Genomic DNA, 18,673 nt, shown 5'->3' on the forward strand with positions numbered 1-18,673 from the left:
CAGTCATCGATCTTGACGTACAGTGCGGTGAGAAGGGTGTTGATGTCTGTCGTCACAAACGGATCATCGACACCCTTCGCCCTTTCCCACAGCCCGCCTCACAGCGACTTAGGACTTACTCGTCTAGAGGCTCAGGGGGCTACTCGGGACAGCGCTTCGAGGGGGTCGGCGAGCACCTGCGCGAAGGCCAGCTCGGCCGCCCCCATCAGCGTCGCGTCGTCGCCCAGGGCCGAGGTGCGCAGCCGCACCTGCTCCCGCGTCGCGCGCAGGGTGCCCGTGGCGATCCGGCTGCGCACCTGGGCGGCCGAGCCCAGGTAGATCTCCCGCAGGATGCCGCCGAAGACGACCATCTCGGGGTTGAAGATGTTCACCAGGCTGGCCACGCCGAGCCCGAGCCAGCTGCCCACGTGGGCGAGGGCCTCCTGGGCCATCACGTCGCCCCGGTCCGCGGCGTCGACGACGGCGCGGACCGCGTCCCTGCCGATCATCTCGCCGTACCGGCCGGCGTGCTCCATCAGGGCCGGCTCCCCCACCTCGGCCTCCAGGCAGCCGCGCGAGCCGCAGGCGCACGGGCGGCCGTCGGGGTTGACCACCATGTGGCCCACCTCGCCGCCGTACCCGCCGAACCCCCCGAGGAGCTGGCCGTTCACGATGATGCCGCCGCCGATGCCGACGTCGCCGTGCAGGTAGATCAGGTCGCGGCAGCCGGCGCCGATCCCGCGGGTGTGCTCGGCGAGCGCGCCGAGGTTGGCCTCGTTGCCCACCGCCACGGGCAGCCCGAGCGCGAGCCGCTTGGTCAGCTCCTCCCCCAGCGGCATCTCGAACGCGCCGATGTTCGGCCCGATCCTCACCACGCCGTCGGAGGCGCGGACCACTCCGGAGACCGCCGCCGCCGCGCCGACGCAGATCGTGTCCTCGCGCGTCCTGCGCCGCATCTGCCGGGCGAAGCCCGCCAGCGTCCCCACGACCTGTGCCATGTCGAACGGCCCGCGCGCCCGCACGGCCTCGCGGCGGTCGAGGATCACGCCGCCGAGGCCGATGCGCGCGGCCGCCAGCCGGTCGACCCCGACCTCGAAGGCGAGCACGTAGACGCGGGCCGTCTCCGGGCGGACGACCAGCGACGGCCGTCCCGCCCGGCCGGTGTCCTTGGGCAGCTCCTCCCTGACGAGGCCGGCCGCCGTCAGGTCCGCCGTGAGCGCCATGATGGTGCTCCGGTTCAGCCCCATCAGCGAGGTCAGCTCGGCCCGCGAGGTCGGCCCTCCGAGATGGACGTGCCGCAGCAGCGTCCCCAGATTGTGCTTGCGGATCTCCTCCTGTGAGGGACCGGCGCGCATCATCGGGGCAGCCTCGGATTCCGTGGGGTCGGGGGGAACCTGAGCAGGTCAGGGGTCGGAGATCACCTTATCGGTCCCGATCACGTCATCTTCTGCCGGTCGCCGCCGCGCGCTTCCTCGACAGCGCGTCCACGCCCGCGGCGAGCAGGAGCACCGAGCCGGTCACGACGAACTTGACGCCGGCGCTGTAGCCCATGAGGCCCATGCCGTTCTCGATGACCGCGACGACCGCGCCGCCGAGCAGCGCGTCGAGCGCCCGGCCCTTGCCGCCGAAGAGGCTGGTGCCGCCGATGACGGCCGCGCCCACCGCGAACAGCAGCACGTTGCTGCCGCCGGTGTTGGGGTCGACCGAGTTGGCCCGCGACGCCGCGATGATGCCGCCGAGCGAGGCCATGAAGGAGCAGATGACGAAGGCGGAGATGCGGATGCGGTCCACGTTGATGCCGGCCCGGCGGGCGGCCTCGGCGTTGCCGCCGACCGCGTAGATGTGCCGGCCGTACGCGGTGCGCCGCAGCACGAAGGTCCAGACGATCAGCAGGATCACGATCAGCGGGACGACGATCGGTACGCCCTTGAGCGACACGAGCGCCGCGTTGCGGCTGCGCTCCAGGTTGAGCACGTACACCGCGATCCCGGCGACCACGGCGAGCGTCACGACCCGGGCGGCGATGACCGCGATGGGGGTGGCGACCAGGCCGCGGGACGCGCGGCGGCGCGCCTGCACGAACTGGATGGCGGCGTACGCGGCGACGCCCACGACGAGCGCCACCCAGCCGGCGACCGGCGGGACGTTCTTGTTCGCGATCGCGAGGATCGTCTCGTCGCGGATCGAGATGTTGGTGCCGTCCTTCACCAGCAGCAGCACGACGCCCTGGAAGGCCAGGAACGCCGCCAGCGTGACCACGAAGGACGGGATCCCGAGCTTGGCCACCAGCGACCCGAGCACCAGGCCGATGACCGCGCCGGTGACCATCGCGGCCAGGACCGCGAGATACCAGGGCCAGCCCTGCAGGGTCAGCAGCACGGCGAGCACCGCCGCGCAGACGCCGCTCGCGAAACCGGCGGACAGGTCGATCTCGCCGAGGAGGAGCACGAAGATCAGGCCCATGGCGATGACGGCGACCGCCGCGCCCTGGGTGAACAGGTTGGCGAAGTTGACCGCCGACAGGAAGGCCGGGCGCAGGACCGAGAAGACCACGCAGAGGATGACGAGGCCGAAGACCGCGGGAAGCGCCCCCAGCTCACCGCCCTTGACCCGCTCGAGGTAGCCCTTGACGTGCCCGCCGAGCGCGGACTCGGCGTTCTCCTGCTTGGGGAGCGTTTCGGTTGTCATGATGCCGCTCCGTTGCCGTTCTTGAGGCCGAGCTCCCCGCTGCGCCCGGAGGTGATCAGTTCCACGATCTGCGCGTGGGTCACTTCGGATGCCTTGACCTCGGCCGCCATCCGGCCCAGGTACAGCGCCGCGATCCGGTCGGACACGGCGAAGACGTCGTTCATGTTGTGGGAGATGAGCACCACCGCGAGACCCCTGTCGGCCAGGCGGCGGACCAGCTCCAGCACCTGGGCGGTCTGCGCGACGCCGAGGGCGGCGGTCGGCTCGTCGAGGATGACGACCTTGCTGTTCCACAGCACGGCCTTGGCGATCGCCACGGTCTGCCGCTGACCGCCGGAAAGGCTGGACACGTGCTGGCGCAGCGACTTGACGGTGCGGACCGACAGGCCGGCCAGGGTCTTGGCCGCCATCTCCTCCATCGTGTCCTCGTCCAGGACCAGACCGCTGCGACGCTCGCGGCCGAGGAACATGTTCTGCACGATGTCGAGGTTGTCGCAGAGGGCGAGGTCCTGGTAGACGATCTCGACGCCCAGCGCCGCCGCGTCCCTGGGCCCGCTCACGTGGACCCGCTCGCCCTCGAAGAAGTACTCGCCCGAGTCGATCGGGTGGATGCCGCCGATGCACTTGACCAGCGTCGACTTGCCGGCGCCGTTGTCGCCGACGAGTGCTGTCACCTCACCCGGATAGGCCGAGAAGGCGACGTCGTGAAGGACCTGCACGGGGCCGAAGCTCTTGTTGATGCCGCGCAGTTCCAGGATCGGTCCCTGGGACACGATGGGCTACTCCGTAGATCGATGGGGCCGGTACGGCGCCGTTCTCCGGGCCGCCTCTCGTCGCTCCGGGCGGTGCGGGGCGCCCTGTGCCTGGTCAGAACGGTGCCCTGTCAGGTCGGGGCGCCCCGCACGGTGCTCGTCGCGGCTCAGCACGTCACCCGCTCAGGGGGGTCCGCGTCGCCGTACGCACCCGGTGGATGGATGTGCTTAGCTGATGCCGGCCTCGGTGCACTTGTCGGCGAAGTCGCCGGTGCACAGCTCGTCCTTGCTCACGAAGCCGTCGGCCACGACGTCCTTGACGTTGTCGAAGAAGATGGCCTGGGGCTCCAGCAGCACGGAGGGAACGTCACGGTTGCCCTCGGTGTCCTTGACCGAGCCGCTCGCCTGCGGCTGCTCGCCCTTGGCCAGCGAGACGGCCAGCTGCGCGGCGGCGTCGGCCTCCTTCTTGATGGCCTTGTAGACCGTCATGCACTGGTCGCCGGCGAGGATGTTCTGCAGGCCCTGCACGGTGGCGTCCTGGCCGGTGACCGGGACCTTGCCGTTCAGCTTCTGCTTCTTCAGCACCGAGATCGCGGCGTTGCCGAGGCCGTCGTTGGCGGCCAGGACACCGGCGATCTTCGGCTCCTGGGTCAGCATCTGCTCGAAGATCGTGCCGGCCTGGGTGTTGTCCCAGTCGGGAACCGACTGGTCCGGGCCCTTCTTGTAGTCGCCGGAGTCGTACTTCGGCTGCAGCACGCCGTCGTAGCCCTGCTTGAACAGCGTCGCGTTGTTGTCGGTCGGCGAGCCGTTCAGCTCGGCGACGATCGGCTTGTCGGCCTTCTTGTCGGTCAGGCACTTGACCAGGCCCTCGCCCTGCAGCTTGCCGACCGCCGTGTTGTCGAACGACACGTAGTAGGAGGCGCTGCCGCCGAGCGTGAGGCGGTCGTAGTCGATCGTCGCGACGCCCTGCGACTTGGCCTTGTCCAGCACGGCCTTGCCGGTGCCGCTGTCGAGGTTGACGATCATCAGGACGGTCGCGCCGTTGGTGATCATCTGGTCCGCGATCGTCTGGAACGCGGTCTTGTCGCCCTGGGCGTTCTGGATGTCGTACTGGACGCCCGCCGTCTTGAACGCCTCCTCCAGGTACTTGCGGTCGGCGGTCTCCCACCGGGCGGAGGACTTGCTGTCCGGCAGGATGACGCCGATCTTGCCGGGCTTGGCGTCACCGGCGGCGGCCGAGGGGGCGCCGCTGGACTGCGCGGAGGTGTCACCGCTCTCGCCCCCGCAGGCGGTGAGACCGAGGGTGAGCGCCGCGGCGGCGGCGCCGATGCTGAGGATCCCCTTGCGCATGATGCGTGGGTCCTTTCTTTGGCTGGGGGTCTATGAGGGGGTGCGGCCGAGCCGGTGCCCCTTCCCGCCGTCTGGGCAGATCTTGTGGGCTGTAGGCACCTTGGCCACCCGGTACGGCAGGGGCCGGGTCACGGCGTTCACCGCTCCAGGAATGTTGTTTGAGACAACGTAAGCCCAAAGCCCAGGTGGTGAAAGACACAGGACGGTAACGTTTGTTGTCCGCGGTAACAATGAAGAAACGCACGATCAACATTGGACGGCGTCGCGTACCACCCGGCTCGACGGATGATCGTGACATGTTCGTGACCCCGCGACTCCTACTGTCGGCAGGGACGCCCCCCGTGTGTGGCGGTGGGGCCGGCCGATGCGGAGGCCGGTGATGCCCCAGCCCGTCCTGTCCTGCCGGTCGCTGAGCTGCCGCGCCGGCGGCCGTGAGGTCGTGCACGACCTGTCGCTGGACATCGCACCGGGCGAGCGCGTCGCCCTCGTCGGCCCCTCGGGCTCGGGGAAGACCACCCTGCTGACCACGCTCGCCGGCCTGCTGAAGCCCGCCGCCGGTCGCGTGCCGGCCGGCGGAGTGCCGCTCGGCGAGCGCCCCGGCCTGCGCGGGGAGACCGCGCTGGTCTTCCCGTCCTACGGCCTGCTGTCGCTGCTGACCGCCGCGGAGAACGTGGAGGTCGCCCTGCGCGCCGCCGGCCGTACAACCCGGGAGGCCGGGGCGGAGGCGGCCGAGGCGCTGGCGCGCATGCGTCTCACTGCCTACGCCGAGCACCTCGGCGAGGAGCCGTGGGCGACATCCCTCCCGGCTGGACGATCGTCCTGTTCGCGAACGTGCGGGTCTCTGGGCAGGACCAGCCCTCGGTGCTCCCCCTTGCCCGGCCCGAGCACGGGCGCACGGTCTACGAGTGGGGGCTGCCCCCGGCCTGCCGTACGGGGACGTGCGAGCTGCGCGGGCTGCGTGTCGAGGCGACGCCCACCGGCACCGCCGACTTCGAGCATCCGCCGGGCGACCTCGGCGTCATGAGGCTGGACGTGCGGCGGGACTGCCGTTCGTCGAGCAGGCCGTGACGCTGACGTGGGCCGCCGTCACCGGCGTGCTCGCCGGTGTGACGGCCGCCCGCGTGGCGCTGCCCCGGGTGCCCGAGTTCGCCGAGCCGCCGCTGACGCCGGCGCTCGCGTACGCGATCGTCCCCGGACCGGCCGTCCTCGTGGCCGCCGCCGCCCTGGCCGCCTGCCTGGTCGCCGCCGCGGCGACCGCCGAACCGCTCCTGCGCGGCGTCCGTGTCGAGCGCCTGCGGGAGTCGTCCGCCTGACCGATCCCGCGCCTGCGCCGTACGGCTACCCGCCGTGACCCGGAGGCGGCCCGTAGGGCGGCGGCGGGGACTGCACAGGCTGGACGGGATGCACCGGCTGCGCTGGCTGCGTTGTGCCGTAACCGGGAGGCGGCCCGTAAGGCTGCTGCGGCGCAGCGTATGCGGGCTGCTGAACCACCTGAGCGTGCTGCGCCCTGACCCGCTCGTGCCGCAGCCCCAGCCGCACGGCCCAGTAGATGACGAAGAACATCACGGTCGCCGAAATGGCGAGCGAGACGAGCACCCCCATGACGCTGCTGATCATCAGTCCCCCTACGTGTGAGGACACAAGACTGCCGATCTTGAGAGGGACTGTCCAGCCCTCGGATCTCGGACAGGCGCGCTCAGTGGGCGAGGCTCTGCCCGAGCAGGGCGCAGGCCGAGACGGTGGCCACCGCCAGGACTGCCGTACGGACCCGCCCGCCGTCGAGGTAGCGGCGCAGCGGCCCCGAGGCCGCGAAGCCGAGCAGGACGAAGGGAACCAGCGCCGCTCCCGCGGCCAGGGCGCGCCCCGGGAGCCTGCCGAGGACGGCGAGGATGACGAGCGACTGGGCGGCGCTCACGCAGAAGAACAGCGCCAGCGTCGCCCGGATCTGCGGGCCGCGGGCGCTCTGGTAGACGAGGGCGATCGGCGGTCCGCCGATCCCGGTGGCCGTGCCGGTGATCCCCGAGAGGAACCCGGCGGCCGTCAGCGTCGCGCCGTTGCGCGGCACGGACACGGCGCGGGCCGTCAGCACGACCGCGACCAGCACCATCACGCCGACCAGCACGCCGAGCGTCGCCGCGCTCACGTAGACGACCACGAGGGCGCCGATCGCGCTGCCCGGCAGCCTGCCCAGCAGGGCCCACCCCGCTCCCCGCCACTCGGCCCTGCGCCACTCCCTGGCCAGGGTGAACAGCGGCATCGCCATGTTGACGACCTGGACCGCCCCCGGCATGACCGAGGGATCGAGCAGCGTGATCAGGGGTGCGGCCACCAGGCCCAGCCCGAACCCCACCCCGCCCTGCACGACCGCCCCGATGAAGACGGCCACGCCCGCGATGAGCAGCAACGCCACCTCGTGATCCATGCGCGGGACCCTAGCGGTGCCCCCGTGCCGCCCGGCAACCGGTTATCCAAGCCCAGGAACTCGGACAATCACCGTCAGTAATTGGAATATGTTGCGATAGTAATCAGAGCCTTCTTAGACTCCCACGTGGCGACATCGCCATAGCGCTTTTTGTAGACAGGATCGTAGCCTCGCGGTATGGGGAGCGAGCAACGCCACACGACGATCCGGGTCAGCGTCGAGATCAGAGACCTGATAGCGCAACTCTCGGAGCAGGAAGGCAAGAGCATGACCGCACTGGTCGAGGACGCCGTGAGGGAGCACAGGAAGAAGCTCCGCTGGCAGCGTGTCGCAGAGCAGATGGAGCGGACACGAAGAGAGGACCCGGAGAGCTGGGCGGAGTACGTCGCAGAACGTGACCTGTGGCTCGGCCCTCCGTCAGACCGCGTCGCCCCCGAGTGGGAAGGTCTGATCGATCTGCCCGAGGATCTCCCCAACGAGCCCAAGGAGAGGGATGAGGGTTAGGCAAGGCGACATCTGGTGGGCGAGCCTCGGCGAGCCGATCGGCCGCGAGCAAGGGTACGACCGGCCTGCCCTCATCGTCAGCAACGACATCTTCAACAGGCTCGTACGGGACCCCGTGCTTGCCGTCCCGTTGACGACACGATTCCGCGGCTGGGACACGCACATCGAGATAGCGCCTGAGGAAACGGGGCTGCCGAAGACAAGCTGGGCGATGGTCGAACAGCTACGCGCGCTCTCACCTGAACGATTCGGCACAAGGATCGGAGTCGTGCCGCCCGACATACTGTCGGAGATCGCCGACTGGGTCGTCGACATGCTGTAGAACGGCGGCGTCGTCCTGGACGGGACTGAGATCCCGTCCAGGACAGCGTCATGTCCGATATGAAGTGGGCTCAGCTCTTGGCGAGCAGGGAGCGCAGGACGTACTGCATGATGCCGCCGTGGCGGTAGTAGTCCGCCTCGCCGGGCGTGTCGATCCGCACCACGGCCTGGAACTCGACGTCCCCGGCCCGCACGGTGACGGTGGCGGGGGTCGAGCCGGTGTTGAGCTCCTCGACGCCGACGATGTCGAAGGTCTCCTCGCCGGTCAGGCCCAGCGAGTCGGCGCTCTCGCCCTCGGGGAACTGCAGCGGCAGCACGCCCATGCCGATCAGGTTCGACCGGTGGATGCGCTCGTACGACTCGGCGATGACGGCGCGCACGCCGAGCAGCGCGGTGCCCTTGGCCGCCCAGTCACGCGACGACCCCGAGCCGTACTCCTTGCCGGCCAGGACGACCAGCGGGATGCCGTCGGCCTGGTAGTTCTGCGACGCGTCGTAGATGAACGCCTGCTCCCCGCCCTTGGTGAAGTCGCGGGTGTAGCCGCCCTCGACGCCGTCGAGCAGCAGGTTGCGCAGCCGGATGTTGGCGAACGTGCCGCGGATCATCACCTCGTGGTTGCCGCGGCGGGAGCCGTAGGAGTTGAAGTCCCTGACCTCGACGCCGTGCTCGCGCAGGTAGCGGCCCGCCGGGGTGTCGGCCTTGATCGAGCCCGCGGGCGAGATGTGGTCGGTGGTGACCGAGTCGCCCAGCTTGGCGAGAACCCGGGCGCCCCGGACGTCCGTCACCGGCTCGGGCTTGGCGGGCATGCCGTCGAAGTACGGCGCCTTGCGGACGTACGTCGACTCCGGGTCCCACTCGAAGGTGTCGCCGGTCGGGATCGGCAGCGACTGCCAGTGCTCGTCACCCTTGAACACGTCCGCGTAGTCACGCTGGAACATGTCCTGGCTGATCGACTCCGACACCACCGCCGCGACCTCCTCGGGCGCGGGCCAGACGTCCTTGAGGAAGACCGGCTGCCCGTCGGAGCCGACGCCGAGCGGCTCGTTGTTCAGGTCGATGTCCATGGTCCCGGCCAGCGCGTACGCCACCACGAGCGGCGGCGAGGCCAGGTAGTTCATCTTGACGTCGGGGTTGATCCGGCCCTCGAAGTTGCGGTTGCCCGACAGCACGGCGGTGACGGCGAGGTCGTTCTCCTGGATCGCGGCGGAGATCTCCGGCTCCAGCGGGCCGGAGTTGCCGATGCAGGTGGTGCAGCCGTAGCCGACGAGGTTGAAGCCCAGCTTGTCCAGGTAGGGCTGGAGGCCGGACCGCTCGAAGTAGCCGGTGACGACCTGGCTGCCCGGGGCGAGCGACGTCTTCACCCACGGCTTGCGCGACAGGCCCTTGTCCACCGCGTTCTTCGCCAGCAGGGCCGCGCCGAGCATGACGTACGGGTTGGAGGTGTTCGTGCAGGACGTGATCGCGGCGATCGTGACGACACCGTGGTCGATCTCGAACGACGTGCCGTCCGACAGCGTGACCGGGGTCGGCCGGTGCGGCCGCTCGCCGTTACGCCGCACGGCGTGCGGCACGTCGCCCGCCCCGCTGTGGGAGATGGCCGGAGCGTCCGACGCCGGGAACGACTCGGCCGACGCCTCGTCGGCGGGGCCCTCGATGCACTCGTCCGTGACGTACGTGCGGACCGCCGCGCGCCAGGCCGACTTGGCGTCGGCCAGCGGGATGCGGTCCTGCGGGCGCTTGGGCCCGGCGATCGACGGGACGACGGTCGACAGGTCGAGCTCGATGTACTCGCTGAAGACGGGCTCGGGCGCCGAGGGGTCGAGCCACAGGCCCTGCTCCTTGGCGTACGCCTCGACCAGCGCGACCTGCTCCGGCGAGCGGCCGGTGAGCTTGAGGTAGTCGACGGTCTGGCCGTCGATGGGGAAGATGGCGCAGGTGGAGCCGAACTCGGGGCTCATGTTGCCGATCGTGGCGCGGTTGGCCAGCGGCACGCTGGAGACGCCCTCGCCGTAGAACTCCACGAACTTGCCGACCACGCCGTGCTTGCGCAGCATCTCGGTGATCGTGAGCACGAGGTCGGTCGCGGTGGCGCCGGCCGGCAGCTTGCCGGTCAGCTTGAAGCCGACCACCCGCGGGATCAGCATCGAGATCGGCTGGCCGAGCATCGCGGCCTCGGCCTCGATGCCGCCGACGCCCCAGCCGAGCACGCCGATGCCGTTCTCCATCGTGGTGTGGGAGTCGGTGCCCACGCAGGTGTCCGGGTACGCCTTGCCGTCGCGGGTCATGACCACGCGGGCCAGGTGCTCGATGTTGACCTGGTGGACGATGCCGGTGCCGGGCGGGACGACCTTGAACTCGTCGAACGCCGTCTGGCCCCAGCGCAGGAACTGGTAGCGCTCGCGGTTGCGCTCGTACTCCCGCTCGACGTTGCGCTGGAAGGAGTCGGGGTGGCCGAAGAAGTCGACGATGACCGAGTGGTCGATGACCATCTCGGCCGGCGCGAGCGGGTTGATCTTCGCCGGGTCGCCGCCCAGGTCGCGTACGGCCTCGCGCATCGTGGCGAGGTCGACGACGCAGGGCACGCCGGTGAAGTCCTGCATGATCACGCGGGCGGGGGTGAACTGGATCTCCACGCTCGGCTGGGCGTTCGGGTCCCAGCCCGCGATGGCGCGAATGTGGTCGGCGGTGATGTTCGCGCCGTCCTCGGTGCGGAGCAGGTTCTCCAGCAGGATCTTGAGGCTGTACGGGAGGCGCGCCGACCCCTCGACGGCGTCCAGCCGGTAGATCTCGTATGACGCGTCACCGACGCGCAGCGTGTCACGGCTGCCGAAGCTGTTCGCGGACACGAAGTTCGCCTCCCCAGGTTCCGGGCTTGTCTCAGGTTTCGTGTGCATCCTCCCGCACGCCCGGGACACTCCTGGCAATTAGGTTGCCCTAACCTGTGCGGGTCGACGGATGTCTCGACGTCAAGATATCCCTCAAGATATCTCGACATCAAGTTACTGACAGGTAGGTCATCGGCCATAGCGCTGACGTCGGCAAACAGCCGGGTTTTTCAGCTTTCGGGAAGTTCCTGCGGACGCGTGGGCGCGCCCCCGCTCAGGCGGGCATCAGCCGCAGGCAGAACAGTGCGATCACCACGATCGACAGGGCGGGGCCGAGGAACTGCTTCTCGAACGCCTTGCCGGTCTTGATGCCGATGTCCCACGGCAGGAGCCAGCGCCCCTTGATCGGCCATAAGACGGGGCAGCCGCGCTCCGTCAGGCAGTCGCCGATCACGTGCACCAGGCAGCCGACCCCGATGGCCAGCCCCAGCCAGGAATAGGTGACCCCGAGCGTCATGAAGGTCAGGAACAGCCCCGCGGTGAGTCCCACGTTCACGATCGCGGAGGTGAGCGTCTTGCCGGGCACGCCGATGCCGACAGCGCGGATCGCCAGGCCGATCATCAGCACGACCAGGATGTCGCGGCCGATGGCGTAGCGGTCGCCAAGCAGGTGCGCGCCCACTCCCATCAGGACGCTGAACAGCAGCGAGTGGGTGGCGTGCCTGTGCCCGCCGCTCACGAAGTTCACACCCTTGCTGAGCAGCCAGGTCACCGGTCCGAACGTCTGGGCGATCGTGGCGCTGGGGTGGTCGAGATCGGGCAGCATGGCCGCGCCCGCGCACACCACGGCGCCCGCGACGAGCTCGGGCGGGGTCAGGATCGGCCCCGTCAACGTCGCCAGCTCCGGATGTCCCAGCGCGTCCGGCAGCGCCACCAGGGCCGGCGCGACCGCCAGCCACACCGCCGCCCCGCTGAGGGCGTGCGAGTGCCCCATCATGACAAGATCACGCTTTGAGACTCTACGGCAAAGCACCGACAAATTCCGCGAAGCGCCCAGCGGCCCGGGCCCGTGTCGTACCCACCGGCACGGCGACGGCAGGAACGTTCCGCGCGACGGCGGCCGGGAAAGACAAAGACGGGATCGTCCCGCTCCAAGAGCACCCCCCAGCCCTCTCAGAGCAGAACGATCCCGTCTTCGTGAGAGATAACGCTACGGTCTCGGGGCCTGTTCCCCGTACTCAAAAAACTTCCGCGTGAGCTATGTCACTCTTACCCGGGGATTGTCGCCAGAACAATCGCGATATATCGTTGAGACATCGAGAACGGATCGTGAACCAGACGAATCGTGAACCAGAAGGGGGCACTGCGATGAGTTCGGCACACGCGGCAGGCGGGCCCTGGGCCCGTCCGGAGTTCGGACACCGGTTCAGACACGAGATGCGGCGCGCGCTGCGCGAGGCGCTGGTGAAGGGGGCAGTCATGTGGCACCAGGAACATCACGAGGGCGGGGGCCCTCACGAGCACCGGCACAGGGGCGGCATGCGGGGGCGCGGCCCCTGGGGCGGCTTCGGGCCCGGCCCGTTCGGACCGCCGTGGGCGGGCGGCAACTTCCCGTTCGGCCCCCGGGGCTTCGGACGGCCCAGGAAGGCCAAGCGTGGTGACGTACGGGCGGCGATCCTCGCCCTGCTCGCCGAGGAGCCGCGCAACGGCTACCAGATCATCCAGGAGATCGCCGAGCGCAGCCAGGGCGGATGGAAGCCCAGCCCGGGCGCGGTCTACCCGGCGCTGCAGCAGCTCACCGACGAGGGCCTGGTGCGCGCGGAGGAGACCGACGGGCGCAAGACGTTCCAGCTCACCGAGGCCGGCCGCGCCTACGTCGAGGAGCATGGGGACGAGGTCCGGGCGCCCTGGGAGGAGATGACGCCGGACATCGGGGACAACGTCCACGAGCTGTTCGACCTGTCCAGGCAGGCGGCGTCGGCGCTGTTCCAGATCGCCCACTCGGGCAGCGAGGGGCAGGTCAGGCAGGCGAGGCAGGTCCTGACCGAGACCAGGCGGCAGCTGTACCAGATCCTCGCCGACGGCGACCCTGTGGAGGAATGACGATGGTCTCCCCCGACGAGCCCGCCGCCGCAGGCGGCGCACACGCCCCCCGCGGCGGCGACGCGCCGGGTGCCGGGGCCACGGGCCACGCCCCGTCGAGCGGTCCGGCCCGCGGCGCGTCCGCGCACGGCGTGCTGCGGATCGGCGACCGGGAGCGCGACGAGGTGACGCGGCTCCTGCACGACGCGTTCGCGCAGGGCCGCATCACCCGTGAGGAACTCGACGAGCGCCTCGATGCGACGCTCTCGGCGCGAACGGCCGAGGACCTGCGGCGGGTGACCGCCGACCTGCCCGGCGCGTGGCCGGGCGACGCCCGGACGGGGAGCGCGCCGGGCGGCGGGCACTGGGCCGGCGACCCGCGGGCCGGGGGCCCGTGGCGTCCCGGCTTCCCGTCCGTCGGCGTGCCCGGTTTCCCCGGTTCCTTCTCCGGCTCCCCCATGGGCGCGCGCGGGCCGTACGCCCCGTACGGCCCCCAATGGACACCCGGCAATTGGGGACGCGGCATGGTCCAGCGGCGGCACGGCCACCATCGGCATCCGGCGATGTTCCTCATCCCGGTGGCCGCGATCGTCGTGCTGGCGGCCGGTCCGATGTGGCCGCCGTTCCTGGTGCTCAAGCTCCTGTTCGTCGCCCTGCTGGTGAAGGTGGTGCTCGGCCTGACGCACCACCGTCGTCACCACCGGTACCACACCCGGCACTGACATCCGGGTCTTGCACAAAGGAGCTCCAGGTGATGACTTCTCGGTAGGACCGCGTCCAGCCGTCTACCGAGGAGGAACCGGGACACGTGCTGTTGCCACGGGTCAAGCGGAAGCACGAGCCGCACCGCTTCGACGACGGAACGGTGCGCATCGGAGGCGAGATCTACGGGCTGGCCACCGAGATCAGCGATCCGACGGGCGGCGCGTGGGCCGCGCTCACGTTGATGGACGGCACCCGGTCTCCCGCCGACGTCGCGGAGGCCGTGTGCCGGCGGCTGCCCGGCGTTTCCGCGCCCCAGGCGTCGCGGATCGTCGCCGCCCTCATCGCATCGGGACATGTGGAGGACGCCTCGGCCCCGATACCGGGGGAGCTCAGCGAGCGGGAGCGCGAGCGGTACGACAGGAGCCAGGCGTTCTTCCACCAGGTCGACCTCGCGCCGGGACGGCAGGGGTGGGACGCGCAGATGCGGCTGCGGACCGCCCGGGTCGTGGTGCTGGGCCTCGGCGGCACGGGGAGCCACGCCGCGTGGGCGCTCGCCGCCTCCGGCGTCGGTCGCCTGCACTGCGTCGACGCCGACGTGGTGGAGCTGTCGAACCTGAACCGGCAGGTCCTCTACACGGAGGACGACCTCGGCCGCGCCAAGGTGGACGCGGCCGTCGGCAGGTTGCGCCGGCTGAACTCCGACATCGAGGTCACCGGCGAGCGGCGGGCGATCGGCAGCGAGGGGGACCTGCTGTCCGTGGTGGCGGGGGCCGACGTCCTCGCGCTGTGCGCCGACGAGCCGAGGGAGCCCGGCATCCGGATCTGGGCCAACCGGATCTGCGCGCGGGCCGGCGTGCCGTGGGTCGGCGGAGGCTACAACGGTCCCCTCGTGACCGTGGGCGCCTTCGCCCCCGGTCGGGGCGCCTGCTACGAGTGCCTGGCCGCGGGCGAGGCGCGCCGCCGCAGGCCGGGTCTTCCCGTGGACCTCGGAGGACCGGGCGTGGTCGCCGCCTCCGCCGGCGTCTCGGGCCACCTGGTCGCCCACTCGGTGATCTCGCTGATCACCGGAGTGCCCGAGCCCACCACCGGAACGGTCGTCGGGTTGAACCTCATCGCACCGGACCAGCACGTCTGGGTCCGGCATCCGCCTCGTCCGGAATGCCCGGTCTGTGGAAGTCAGCGGAAATCGACCGAGTCAGAAAATAGGACTTGACCGATCATGTGTGACATCCGAACATTTAGATGTTTTCTCGCGCGAGGTCCGCACCAACAATCCACAACAGAAGGTGCTCGATGACCCCTCAAGAGCAAAACCAGACCCAGCCGGAGGAAGCGGCCGAGCCCGCCGCGGCCGAGATCGCGATCCGCAGACTGGACAAGATCGAGACGACGGCCTTCAGCCAGGGGAACTCGACCTGAGGCCGGCCCGCGAGTGCCTGACACATGCTGCCCGTCAGGAGCGGGGATCCGGGTGGACGCATCGCAAGGCGAAGGAGGCCGCAGCGGAGCCATGGGCGTCTTTCCCGGGTCCCGCGGAAAGTCCGAGCCTGCGGGGAATTTTCGCGAGCGGGATTTCGGGCCCCGGAGGAATTCCGAGTACGCGGGGAATTCCCACGGGCGGGGCGACGATTCCGGGCCCGGCGGAAAGCCCGTGCCTTCGAGGAGTTCCCCATGGGTGATGCGCGGCGAGGCCCCGCCAGGGCCACGCGCGGCAGGGCGTGATCTGCCGGGCACCGGGACCGGGGCGGGCCGTTCGCCCGCCCCGGTGCGCCCCGCGGGCCACTCGTCATGACACCGACCCGGGTCACCCTGCACGATCTCGGGGTACGCCGGGATCGCGAGGAGTGGATCGTCGGGCGGGTGGAGACCGGCGACGTCATCGCCGTGCCCGCGCAGGGCATGCGGGTCATCCGCCTGTTCCAGGAGGGGGCGACGGTCCCCGAGGTGGAGCGGCGGCTCGGCGCGGAGACCGGAACCCGGATGAACGTGGGCGGATTCGTCGACGGGCTGGTCCGTGCGGGATTGGTGGCGGCGGTCGACGGGACCCCCGTTCCCGCGGACCCTCCCCCGCCGCCCACCTTTCCCCGGCTGCTGCCCCGCCACGTGCGGTGGACGCTCAACCCGTTCCTGCACGCCGCCCTGGCGACCGTGATCCTGGCCGGGGCCGCGGTGGCACTGCTGCGGCCCGGTGTCGTACCCGGCTGGCGGGACCTGCTCTGGAGCGACCGCGGGACGCCGGTCCTGCTCGCGCAGACGGCGGCCGGGTGGCTGCTGATCCTCCTGCACGAGCTGGCCCATCTGTGCACGGCTCGCGCCGCCGGCGTGCCGGGGCGCATCAGGTTCGGCACCCGTCTGCAGTTCCTCACGGCCCAGACCGAGGTGTCGGGCATCTGGCTGGCGGAGCGCCGGGTCCGGCTGACGGTCTACCTGTCCGGCATGGCGCTGGACGCCGCCGTGTGCGCGGTCTGCCTCCTGCTGACCGTGCCGGCCGGTCCGCATCCGGCCCTGTCCGTCGTCGCGATGACGGCGCTGGTCATGCTGTCGACGCAGTTCCTGGTGTTCATGCGCACCGATCTCTACTTCGTCCTGCAGGACATGACCGGCTGCAGGAACCTGTACGGCGACTCCGCCGCGTACGCCGCGCACGTGTGCCGCCGGGCCTTGCTGCGCCGGTCGGCCGATCCGCTCGCCCGGCTGCCGCGGGCCGAGGGCCGGTGGGTCCGGGCGTACACCGCGCTGCTCCTCGCCGGGACCGCGCTGTGCCTCTGCCTCGCCGTCGCGGTGACGATTCCCGCGACCCTGGGCCTGCTCGCCGGTTCCGTGCGCGCGCTGCTCGACCCGCCCGGCTGGGTCGCCGCCGCGGACGGCGTGGTCACGGTGCTGGTCGTCACCGGGTTCCACGTCCTCTGGGCCACGACGTGGTGGCGCAGGCACGGCCCGAAGGCGCGCCGTGCCGCCGGACTGCTGAGGAGGAACCGTGATCCCGAGCGAAGTGTTCGATGACGTCAGGGCCGCCGACGGCGAGTTCCTGGGACTGGACGCCTACCAGGCCGAGTTCGAGGAGGTCTACCGCGACGCGGCGGAGGTGGTGTGGAAGCTGGAGCGCGCCCAGCACTTCCACGAGCCGGCCGTGCCGAGCTGGCGGGCCGCCGACGCGGGCGACTGGGCGCTGGCCGTCGAGCTCATCGAGGAGATGCGGACCCCGCTGACGGCGATGTACCGCGAGCGGGCCCCGTTCCGGCGGCTGCGCGTCGTCGAGCTCCCCCTGACCCCTTACCTGCAGTGGGAGGCGCAGATCTTCGCCGTACGGGTGGCGGCCGGCGAGGAGATCAGGGTGCTCGCGGCGGCGGCGGTCGCACCGCTGGAGACCCGGGCGCCGCTGCCCGAACTGGTGGTCTTCGGGCCGGGCCTGCTGTACGAGGTCCGCTACGACGAGATCGGGGCCGCGGTCGGCGCCCGCCGGGTCACCGATCCCGGCGTCGTCTCCCCCTGCCTGTCCGCCCTGGTCTCCCTGTACGGCGAGGGCGAAGACCTGCTGCCGTTCTTCGAACGTGAGGTGGCCCCGCTGCCGCCTCCGCCCGGCCTGTCGGAGAAGCCCGCCCAGATTGGGCCTTGACCCCTGAACGGGAGCGGCCAACGATCGACATGTCGCCCTCGGGGGAGAGTCTGCGGCCACGCCGACGAACGGAGGGTGAGATGAATCCGGCCGAGCCAGAACCCGAGGTGGTGCAGGAGACCGAAGCAACGGCGGGGACGAGGCAGATCAGGATCAGGCTGCTGGACGCGACGGAGACGGCCGTGTGCAGCAACTCGACGGGGAACTGACTCACCAGACGTCCGTGGAAGACCCACGCGCGCCACGTTTCCAGATCCGGGCCGGAGCCTGGCGCGCTCCTACCAGCGATTCGGCTTCGGCCGAAGGAGACTTCATGCCCGGAGAAGCGTTCGAGCACGTCAGACAGGCCGCGGGAGAGGTGCTTCCCGCGGTGGAGTACCGGACCGAGCTCTACGACCACCTACGCCGGATCGAGGGCGTGGTATGGAAGCTGGAACGCGCCCAGCACTTCCACGAACCCGACACCCCGAGCTGGGTCGCCATGATGAGCGGAGACTGGGACCGGTCGCTCGCGCTGATGGACGAGATGCGCTTCGCCGACGACCTGCCGCCCCGGGCGGAGCTGCGCCGGCTGCGGATCGTCGAGATGCCGCCGACGCCGTATCTGCAGTGGGAGATCGTCCTGCTCGCGGCGCGCACGCGGGCGGGCGAGCGGGCACGGGCGCTGCACGCCCGGTCCGTACGCGACCTGGAGAGCCGTGCGCCGCTGCCCGAACTGCTGATCCTCGACAGGGACCTGATGTACGAGGTCCTCTACGACGAGATCGGCGCCCATGTGGGCGGGCGACGGATCACCGACACGCGGGTCGTCGAGGAGTGCGCCCGAGCCGTCGCCGAGCTGTACGCCGACGCCGAGGACATGGTGGCCTTTCACGACCGCGAGGTGGCGCACCTGCCGCCGCCGGTCGCCCGGCGGATCCTGTCCCGCCCCGGCCACCCCTGACCCGCGCCCGCCCCGGCCGGCGGGGCAGGGCTCAGGCCCCGTCCCGCCGGTGCTCCTCCAGCACCGCGCGCAGGGTGGCGAGCGTCGCGGCGGTCCGATTGAGTTCGGCGGCCGGGACGGCGGCGGTGCGGGCGGCCAGCTCGGCCTCGAAGGTCGGGCGGGCCGCGGCCAGGAGCCGGGAACCCTCCGGCGTGAGGCTGAGGACGGAGGACCGCCGGTCCTCCGGATGCGCCGCGCGCACGCACAGGCCCGCGCTCTCGAGCCGGTCGACGGCCTTGCTCACGGCTCCGACGGTGATCCCCACCTCCCGCACGATGTCGAGCACCCGGCACCCCGGACGGTCGTCGATGATCTGCAGGAACTCGAACTGACCCAGGCCGATGCCGTGCTCGGCGCGCAGCCGGTCGCTCACCGCGTTGTACAGCCGGGTCTCGACCCGGACGAGATCGACGAACAGGCGAGTGATGTCCGTCATATCTGCCGATT

The 18,673-nt window shown here is 70.7% G+C and carries 21 protein-coding genes and 1 pseudogene; 13 read left to right on the forward strand and 9 right to left on the reverse strand.

What is annotated here, in order from left to right; genetic code table 11:
* Window positions 1–131 precede the first annotated feature (131 nt).
* From FLW16_RS10945 to FLW16_RS10960, 4 genes are all read right to left on the reverse strand, one after another.
* The gene (locus tag FLW16_RS10945; RefSeq protein ID WP_142559898.1) at window positions 132–1,337 is read right to left on the reverse strand and encodes an ROK family transcriptional regulator; all 1,206 of its coding nucleotides are present in this window, start codon (window positions 1,335–1,337) and stop codon (window positions 132–134) included.
* A gap of 82 nt (window positions 1,338–1,419) precedes the next feature.
* A complete protein-coding gene (locus FLW16_RS10950; protein WP_142559899.1) occupies window positions 1,420–2,667 on the reverse strand; it encodes a sugar ABC transporter permease in 1,248 nt (415 codons plus the stop codon).
* A complete protein-coding gene (locus FLW16_RS10955) occupies window positions 2,664–3,440 on the reverse strand; it encodes an ATP-binding cassette domain-containing protein (protein WP_142559900.1) in 777 nt (258 codons plus the stop codon). Before FLW16_RS10955 ends, FLW16_RS10950 begins: the two co-directional genes overlap by 4 nt.
* Before the next feature lie 207 nt (window positions 3,441–3,647).
* A complete protein-coding gene (locus tag FLW16_RS10960) occupies window positions 3,648–4,769 on the reverse strand; it encodes a sugar ABC transporter substrate-binding protein (protein ID WP_142559901.1) in 1,122 nt (373 codons plus the stop codon).
* A gap of 379 nt (window positions 4,770–5,148) precedes the next feature.
* On the opposite strand from FLW16_RS10960, the pseudogene FLW16_RS45085 reads away from it, so the two are divergent.
* The 3 genes and pseudogenes from FLW16_RS45085 to FLW16_RS10970 all read left to right on the forward strand — a co-directional run.
* A pseudogene (locus tag FLW16_RS45085) lies at window positions 5,149–5,532 on the forward strand (ATP-binding cassette domain-containing protein); the annotation flags it as partial.
* 23 nt (window positions 5,533–5,555) lie between these two features.
* The gene (locus tag FLW16_RS45090; RefSeq protein WP_260615200.1) at window positions 5,556–5,837 is read left to right on the forward strand and encodes a hypothetical protein; all 282 of its coding nucleotides are present in this window, start codon (window positions 5,556–5,558) and stop codon (window positions 5,835–5,837) included.
* On the forward strand, window positions 5,834–6,082 hold the full coding sequence (locus tag FLW16_RS10970; RefSeq protein WP_142559903.1) for a hypothetical protein: 249 nt from the start codon (window positions 5,834–5,836) through the stop codon (window positions 6,080–6,082). The genes FLW16_RS45090 and FLW16_RS10970 overlap by 4 nt, the downstream gene beginning before the upstream one ends.
* A gap of 25 nt (window positions 6,083–6,107) precedes the next feature.
* Here the strand turns inward: FLW16_RS10970 and FLW16_RS10975 are convergent, their stop codons facing one another.
* Both FLW16_RS10975 and FLW16_RS10980 read right to left on the reverse strand, forming a co-directional pair.
* The gene (locus FLW16_RS10975; protein ID WP_142559904.1) at window positions 6,108–6,386 is read right to left on the reverse strand and encodes a hypothetical protein; all 279 of its coding nucleotides are present in this window, start codon (window positions 6,384–6,386) and stop codon (window positions 6,108–6,110) included.
* A 79-nt stretch (window positions 6,387–6,465) separates the two neighbouring features.
* Window positions 6,466–7,191 (reverse strand): sulfite exporter TauE/SafE family protein, encoded by a 726-nt coding sequence (locus FLW16_RS10980; protein ID WP_142559905.1) that lies wholly within the window; start codon window positions 7,189–7,191, stop codon window positions 6,466–6,468.
* A 177-nt stretch (window positions 7,192–7,368) separates the two neighbouring features.
* Here FLW16_RS10980 and FLW16_RS10985 point away from each other — a divergent pair, with 177 nt between their 5' ends.
* Entirely contained in the window at window positions 7,369–7,695 is a 327-nt protein-coding gene (locus tag FLW16_RS10985; RefSeq protein WP_142559906.1) for a ribbon-helix-helix protein, CopG family, read from the forward strand.
* The gene (locus FLW16_RS10990) at window positions 7,685–8,017 is read left to right on the forward strand and encodes a type II toxin-antitoxin system PemK/MazF family toxin (RefSeq protein ID WP_142559907.1); all 333 of its coding nucleotides are present in this window, start codon (window positions 7,685–7,687) and stop codon (window positions 8,015–8,017) included. Before FLW16_RS10985 ends, FLW16_RS10990 begins: the two co-directional genes overlap by 11 nt.
* 70 nt (window positions 8,018–8,087) lie before the next feature.
* Here the strand turns inward: FLW16_RS10990 and FLW16_RS10995 are convergent, their stop codons facing one another.
* Both FLW16_RS10995 and FLW16_RS11000 read right to left on the reverse strand, forming a co-directional pair.
* Window positions 8,088–10,862 carry an aconitate hydratase gene (locus FLW16_RS10995; RefSeq protein WP_142559908.1) on the reverse strand — a complete coding sequence of 925 codons (2,775 nt, stop codon included), beginning with the start codon at window positions 10,860–10,862 and terminating at the stop codon, window positions 8,088–8,090.
* 253 nt (window positions 10,863–11,115) lie between these two features.
* Window positions 11,116–11,838, reverse strand: coding sequence for a metal-dependent hydrolase (locus FLW16_RS11000; protein WP_142559909.1), 723 nt, complete (start codon window positions 11,836–11,838; stop codon window positions 11,116–11,118).
* A gap of 371 nt (window positions 11,839–12,209) precedes the next feature.
* On the opposite strand from FLW16_RS11000, the gene FLW16_RS11005 reads away from it, so the two are divergent.
* The 8 genes from FLW16_RS11005 to FLW16_RS11030 all read left to right on the forward strand — a co-directional run bounded on the left by FLW16_RS11005 (window position 12,210) and on the right by FLW16_RS11030 (window position 18,187).
* Entirely contained in the window at window positions 12,210–12,944 is a 735-nt protein-coding gene (locus tag FLW16_RS11005; RefSeq protein ID WP_142559910.1) for a PadR family transcriptional regulator, read from the forward strand.
* 2 nt (window positions 12,945–12,946) lie between these two features.
* Window positions 12,947–13,645, forward strand: coding sequence for a DUF1707 domain-containing protein (locus FLW16_RS11010; protein WP_185949361.1), 699 nt, complete (start codon window positions 12,947–12,949; stop codon window positions 13,643–13,645).
* Between the two features lie 86 nt (window positions 13,646–13,731).
* Window positions 13,732–14,841, forward strand: coding sequence for a ThiF family adenylyltransferase (locus tag FLW16_RS11015; RefSeq protein ID WP_142559912.1), 1,110 nt, complete (start codon window positions 13,732–13,734; stop codon window positions 14,839–14,841).
* Between the two features lie 80 nt (window positions 14,842–14,921).
* Entirely contained in the window at window positions 14,922–15,047 is a 126-nt protein-coding gene (locus FLW16_RS45095) for a hypothetical protein (protein WP_256863343.1), read from the forward strand.
* Between the two features lie 369 nt (window positions 15,048–15,416).
* Window positions 15,417–16,631, forward strand: coding sequence for a hypothetical protein (locus FLW16_RS11020; RefSeq protein WP_142559913.1), 1,215 nt, complete (start codon window positions 15,417–15,419; stop codon window positions 16,629–16,631).
* The gene (locus tag FLW16_RS11025) at window positions 16,606–17,244 is read left to right on the forward strand and encodes a DUF6879 family protein (RefSeq protein ID WP_142559914.1); all 639 of its coding nucleotides are present in this window, start codon (window positions 16,606–16,608) and stop codon (window positions 17,242–17,244) included. Before FLW16_RS11020 ends, FLW16_RS11025 begins: the two co-directional genes overlap by 26 nt.
* An 80-nt stretch (window positions 17,245–17,324) precedes the next feature.
* Window positions 17,325–17,453, forward strand: coding sequence for a hypothetical protein (locus tag FLW16_RS45100; protein ID WP_260615157.1), 129 nt, complete (start codon window positions 17,325–17,327; stop codon window positions 17,451–17,453).
* Window positions 17,454–17,557: 104 nt separating this feature from the next.
* Entirely contained in the window at window positions 17,558–18,187 is a 630-nt protein-coding gene (locus FLW16_RS11030; RefSeq protein ID WP_142559915.1) for a DUF6879 family protein, read from the forward strand.
* Window positions 18,188–18,218: 31 nt separating this feature from the next.
* On the opposite strand, the gene FLW16_RS11035 is transcribed toward FLW16_RS11030, so the two are convergent.
* Entirely contained in the window at window positions 18,219–18,662 is a 444-nt protein-coding gene (locus FLW16_RS11035) for a MarR family winged helix-turn-helix transcriptional regulator (RefSeq protein WP_142559916.1), read from the reverse strand.
* Window positions 18,663–18,673: the final 11 nt, after the last annotated feature.

It is taken from the genome of Microbispora sp. KK1-11 (genome assembly GCF_006874435.1).
GTDB classification, from domain to species: Bacteria; Actinomycetota; Actinomycetes; order Streptosporangiales; family Streptosporangiaceae; genus Microbispora; species Microbispora catharanthi.

Coding starts and splice junctions, on each gene's coding strand:
- FLW16_RS10945 (WP_142559898.1), bottom strand. CDS start 1,337: ATGATGCGCGCCGGTCCCTCACAGGAGGAGATCCGCAAGCACAATCTG.
- FLW16_RS10950 (WP_142559899.1), bottom strand. CDS start 2,667: ATGACAACCGAAACGCTCCCCAAGCAGGAGAACGCCGAGTCCGCGCTC.
- FLW16_RS10960 (WP_142559901.1), bottom strand. CDS start 4,769: ATGCGCAAGGGGATCCTCAGCATCGGCGCCGCCGCCGCGGCGCTCACC.
- FLW16_RS10975 (WP_142559904.1), bottom strand. CDS start 6,386: ATGATCAGCAGCGTCATGGGGGTGCTCGTCTCGCTCGCCATTTCGGCG.
- FLW16_RS10980 (WP_142559905.1), bottom strand. CDS start 7,191: ATGGATCACGAGGTGGCGTTGCTGCTCATCGCGGGCGTGGCCGTCTTC.
- FLW16_RS10985 (WP_142559906.1), top strand. CDS start 7,369: ATGGGGAGCGAGCAACGCCACACGACGATCCGGGTCAGCGTCGAGATC.
- FLW16_RS10990 (WP_142559907.1), top strand. CDS start 7,685: ATGAGGGTTAGGCAAGGCGACATCTGGTGGGCGAGCCTCGGCGAGCCG.
- FLW16_RS11000 (WP_142559909.1), bottom strand. CDS start 11,838: ATGATGGGGCACTCGCACGCCCTCAGCGGGGCGGCGGTGTGGCTGGCG.
- FLW16_RS11005 (WP_142559910.1), top strand. CDS start 12,210: ATGAGTTCGGCACACGCGGCAGGCGGGCCCTGGGCCCGTCCGGAGTTC.
- FLW16_RS11010 (WP_185949361.1), top strand. CDS start 12,947: ATGGTCTCCCCCGACGAGCCCGCCGCCGCAGGCGGCGCACACGCCCCC.
- FLW16_RS45095 (WP_256863343.1), top strand. CDS start 14,922: ATGACCCCTCAAGAGCAAAACCAGACCCAGCCGGAGGAAGCGGCCGAG.
- FLW16_RS11020 (WP_142559913.1), top strand. CDS start 15,417: ATGACACCGACCCGGGTCACCCTGCACGATCTCGGGGTACGCCGGGAT.
- FLW16_RS45100 (WP_260615157.1), top strand. CDS start 17,325: ATGAATCCGGCCGAGCCAGAACCCGAGGTGGTGCAGGAGACCGAAGCA.
- FLW16_RS11030 (WP_142559915.1), top strand. CDS start 17,558: ATGCCCGGAGAAGCGTTCGAGCACGTCAGACAGGCCGCGGGAGAGGTG.
- FLW16_RS11035 (WP_142559916.1), bottom strand. CDS start 18,662: ATGACGGACATCACTCGCCTGTTCGTCGATCTCGTCCGGGTCGAGACC.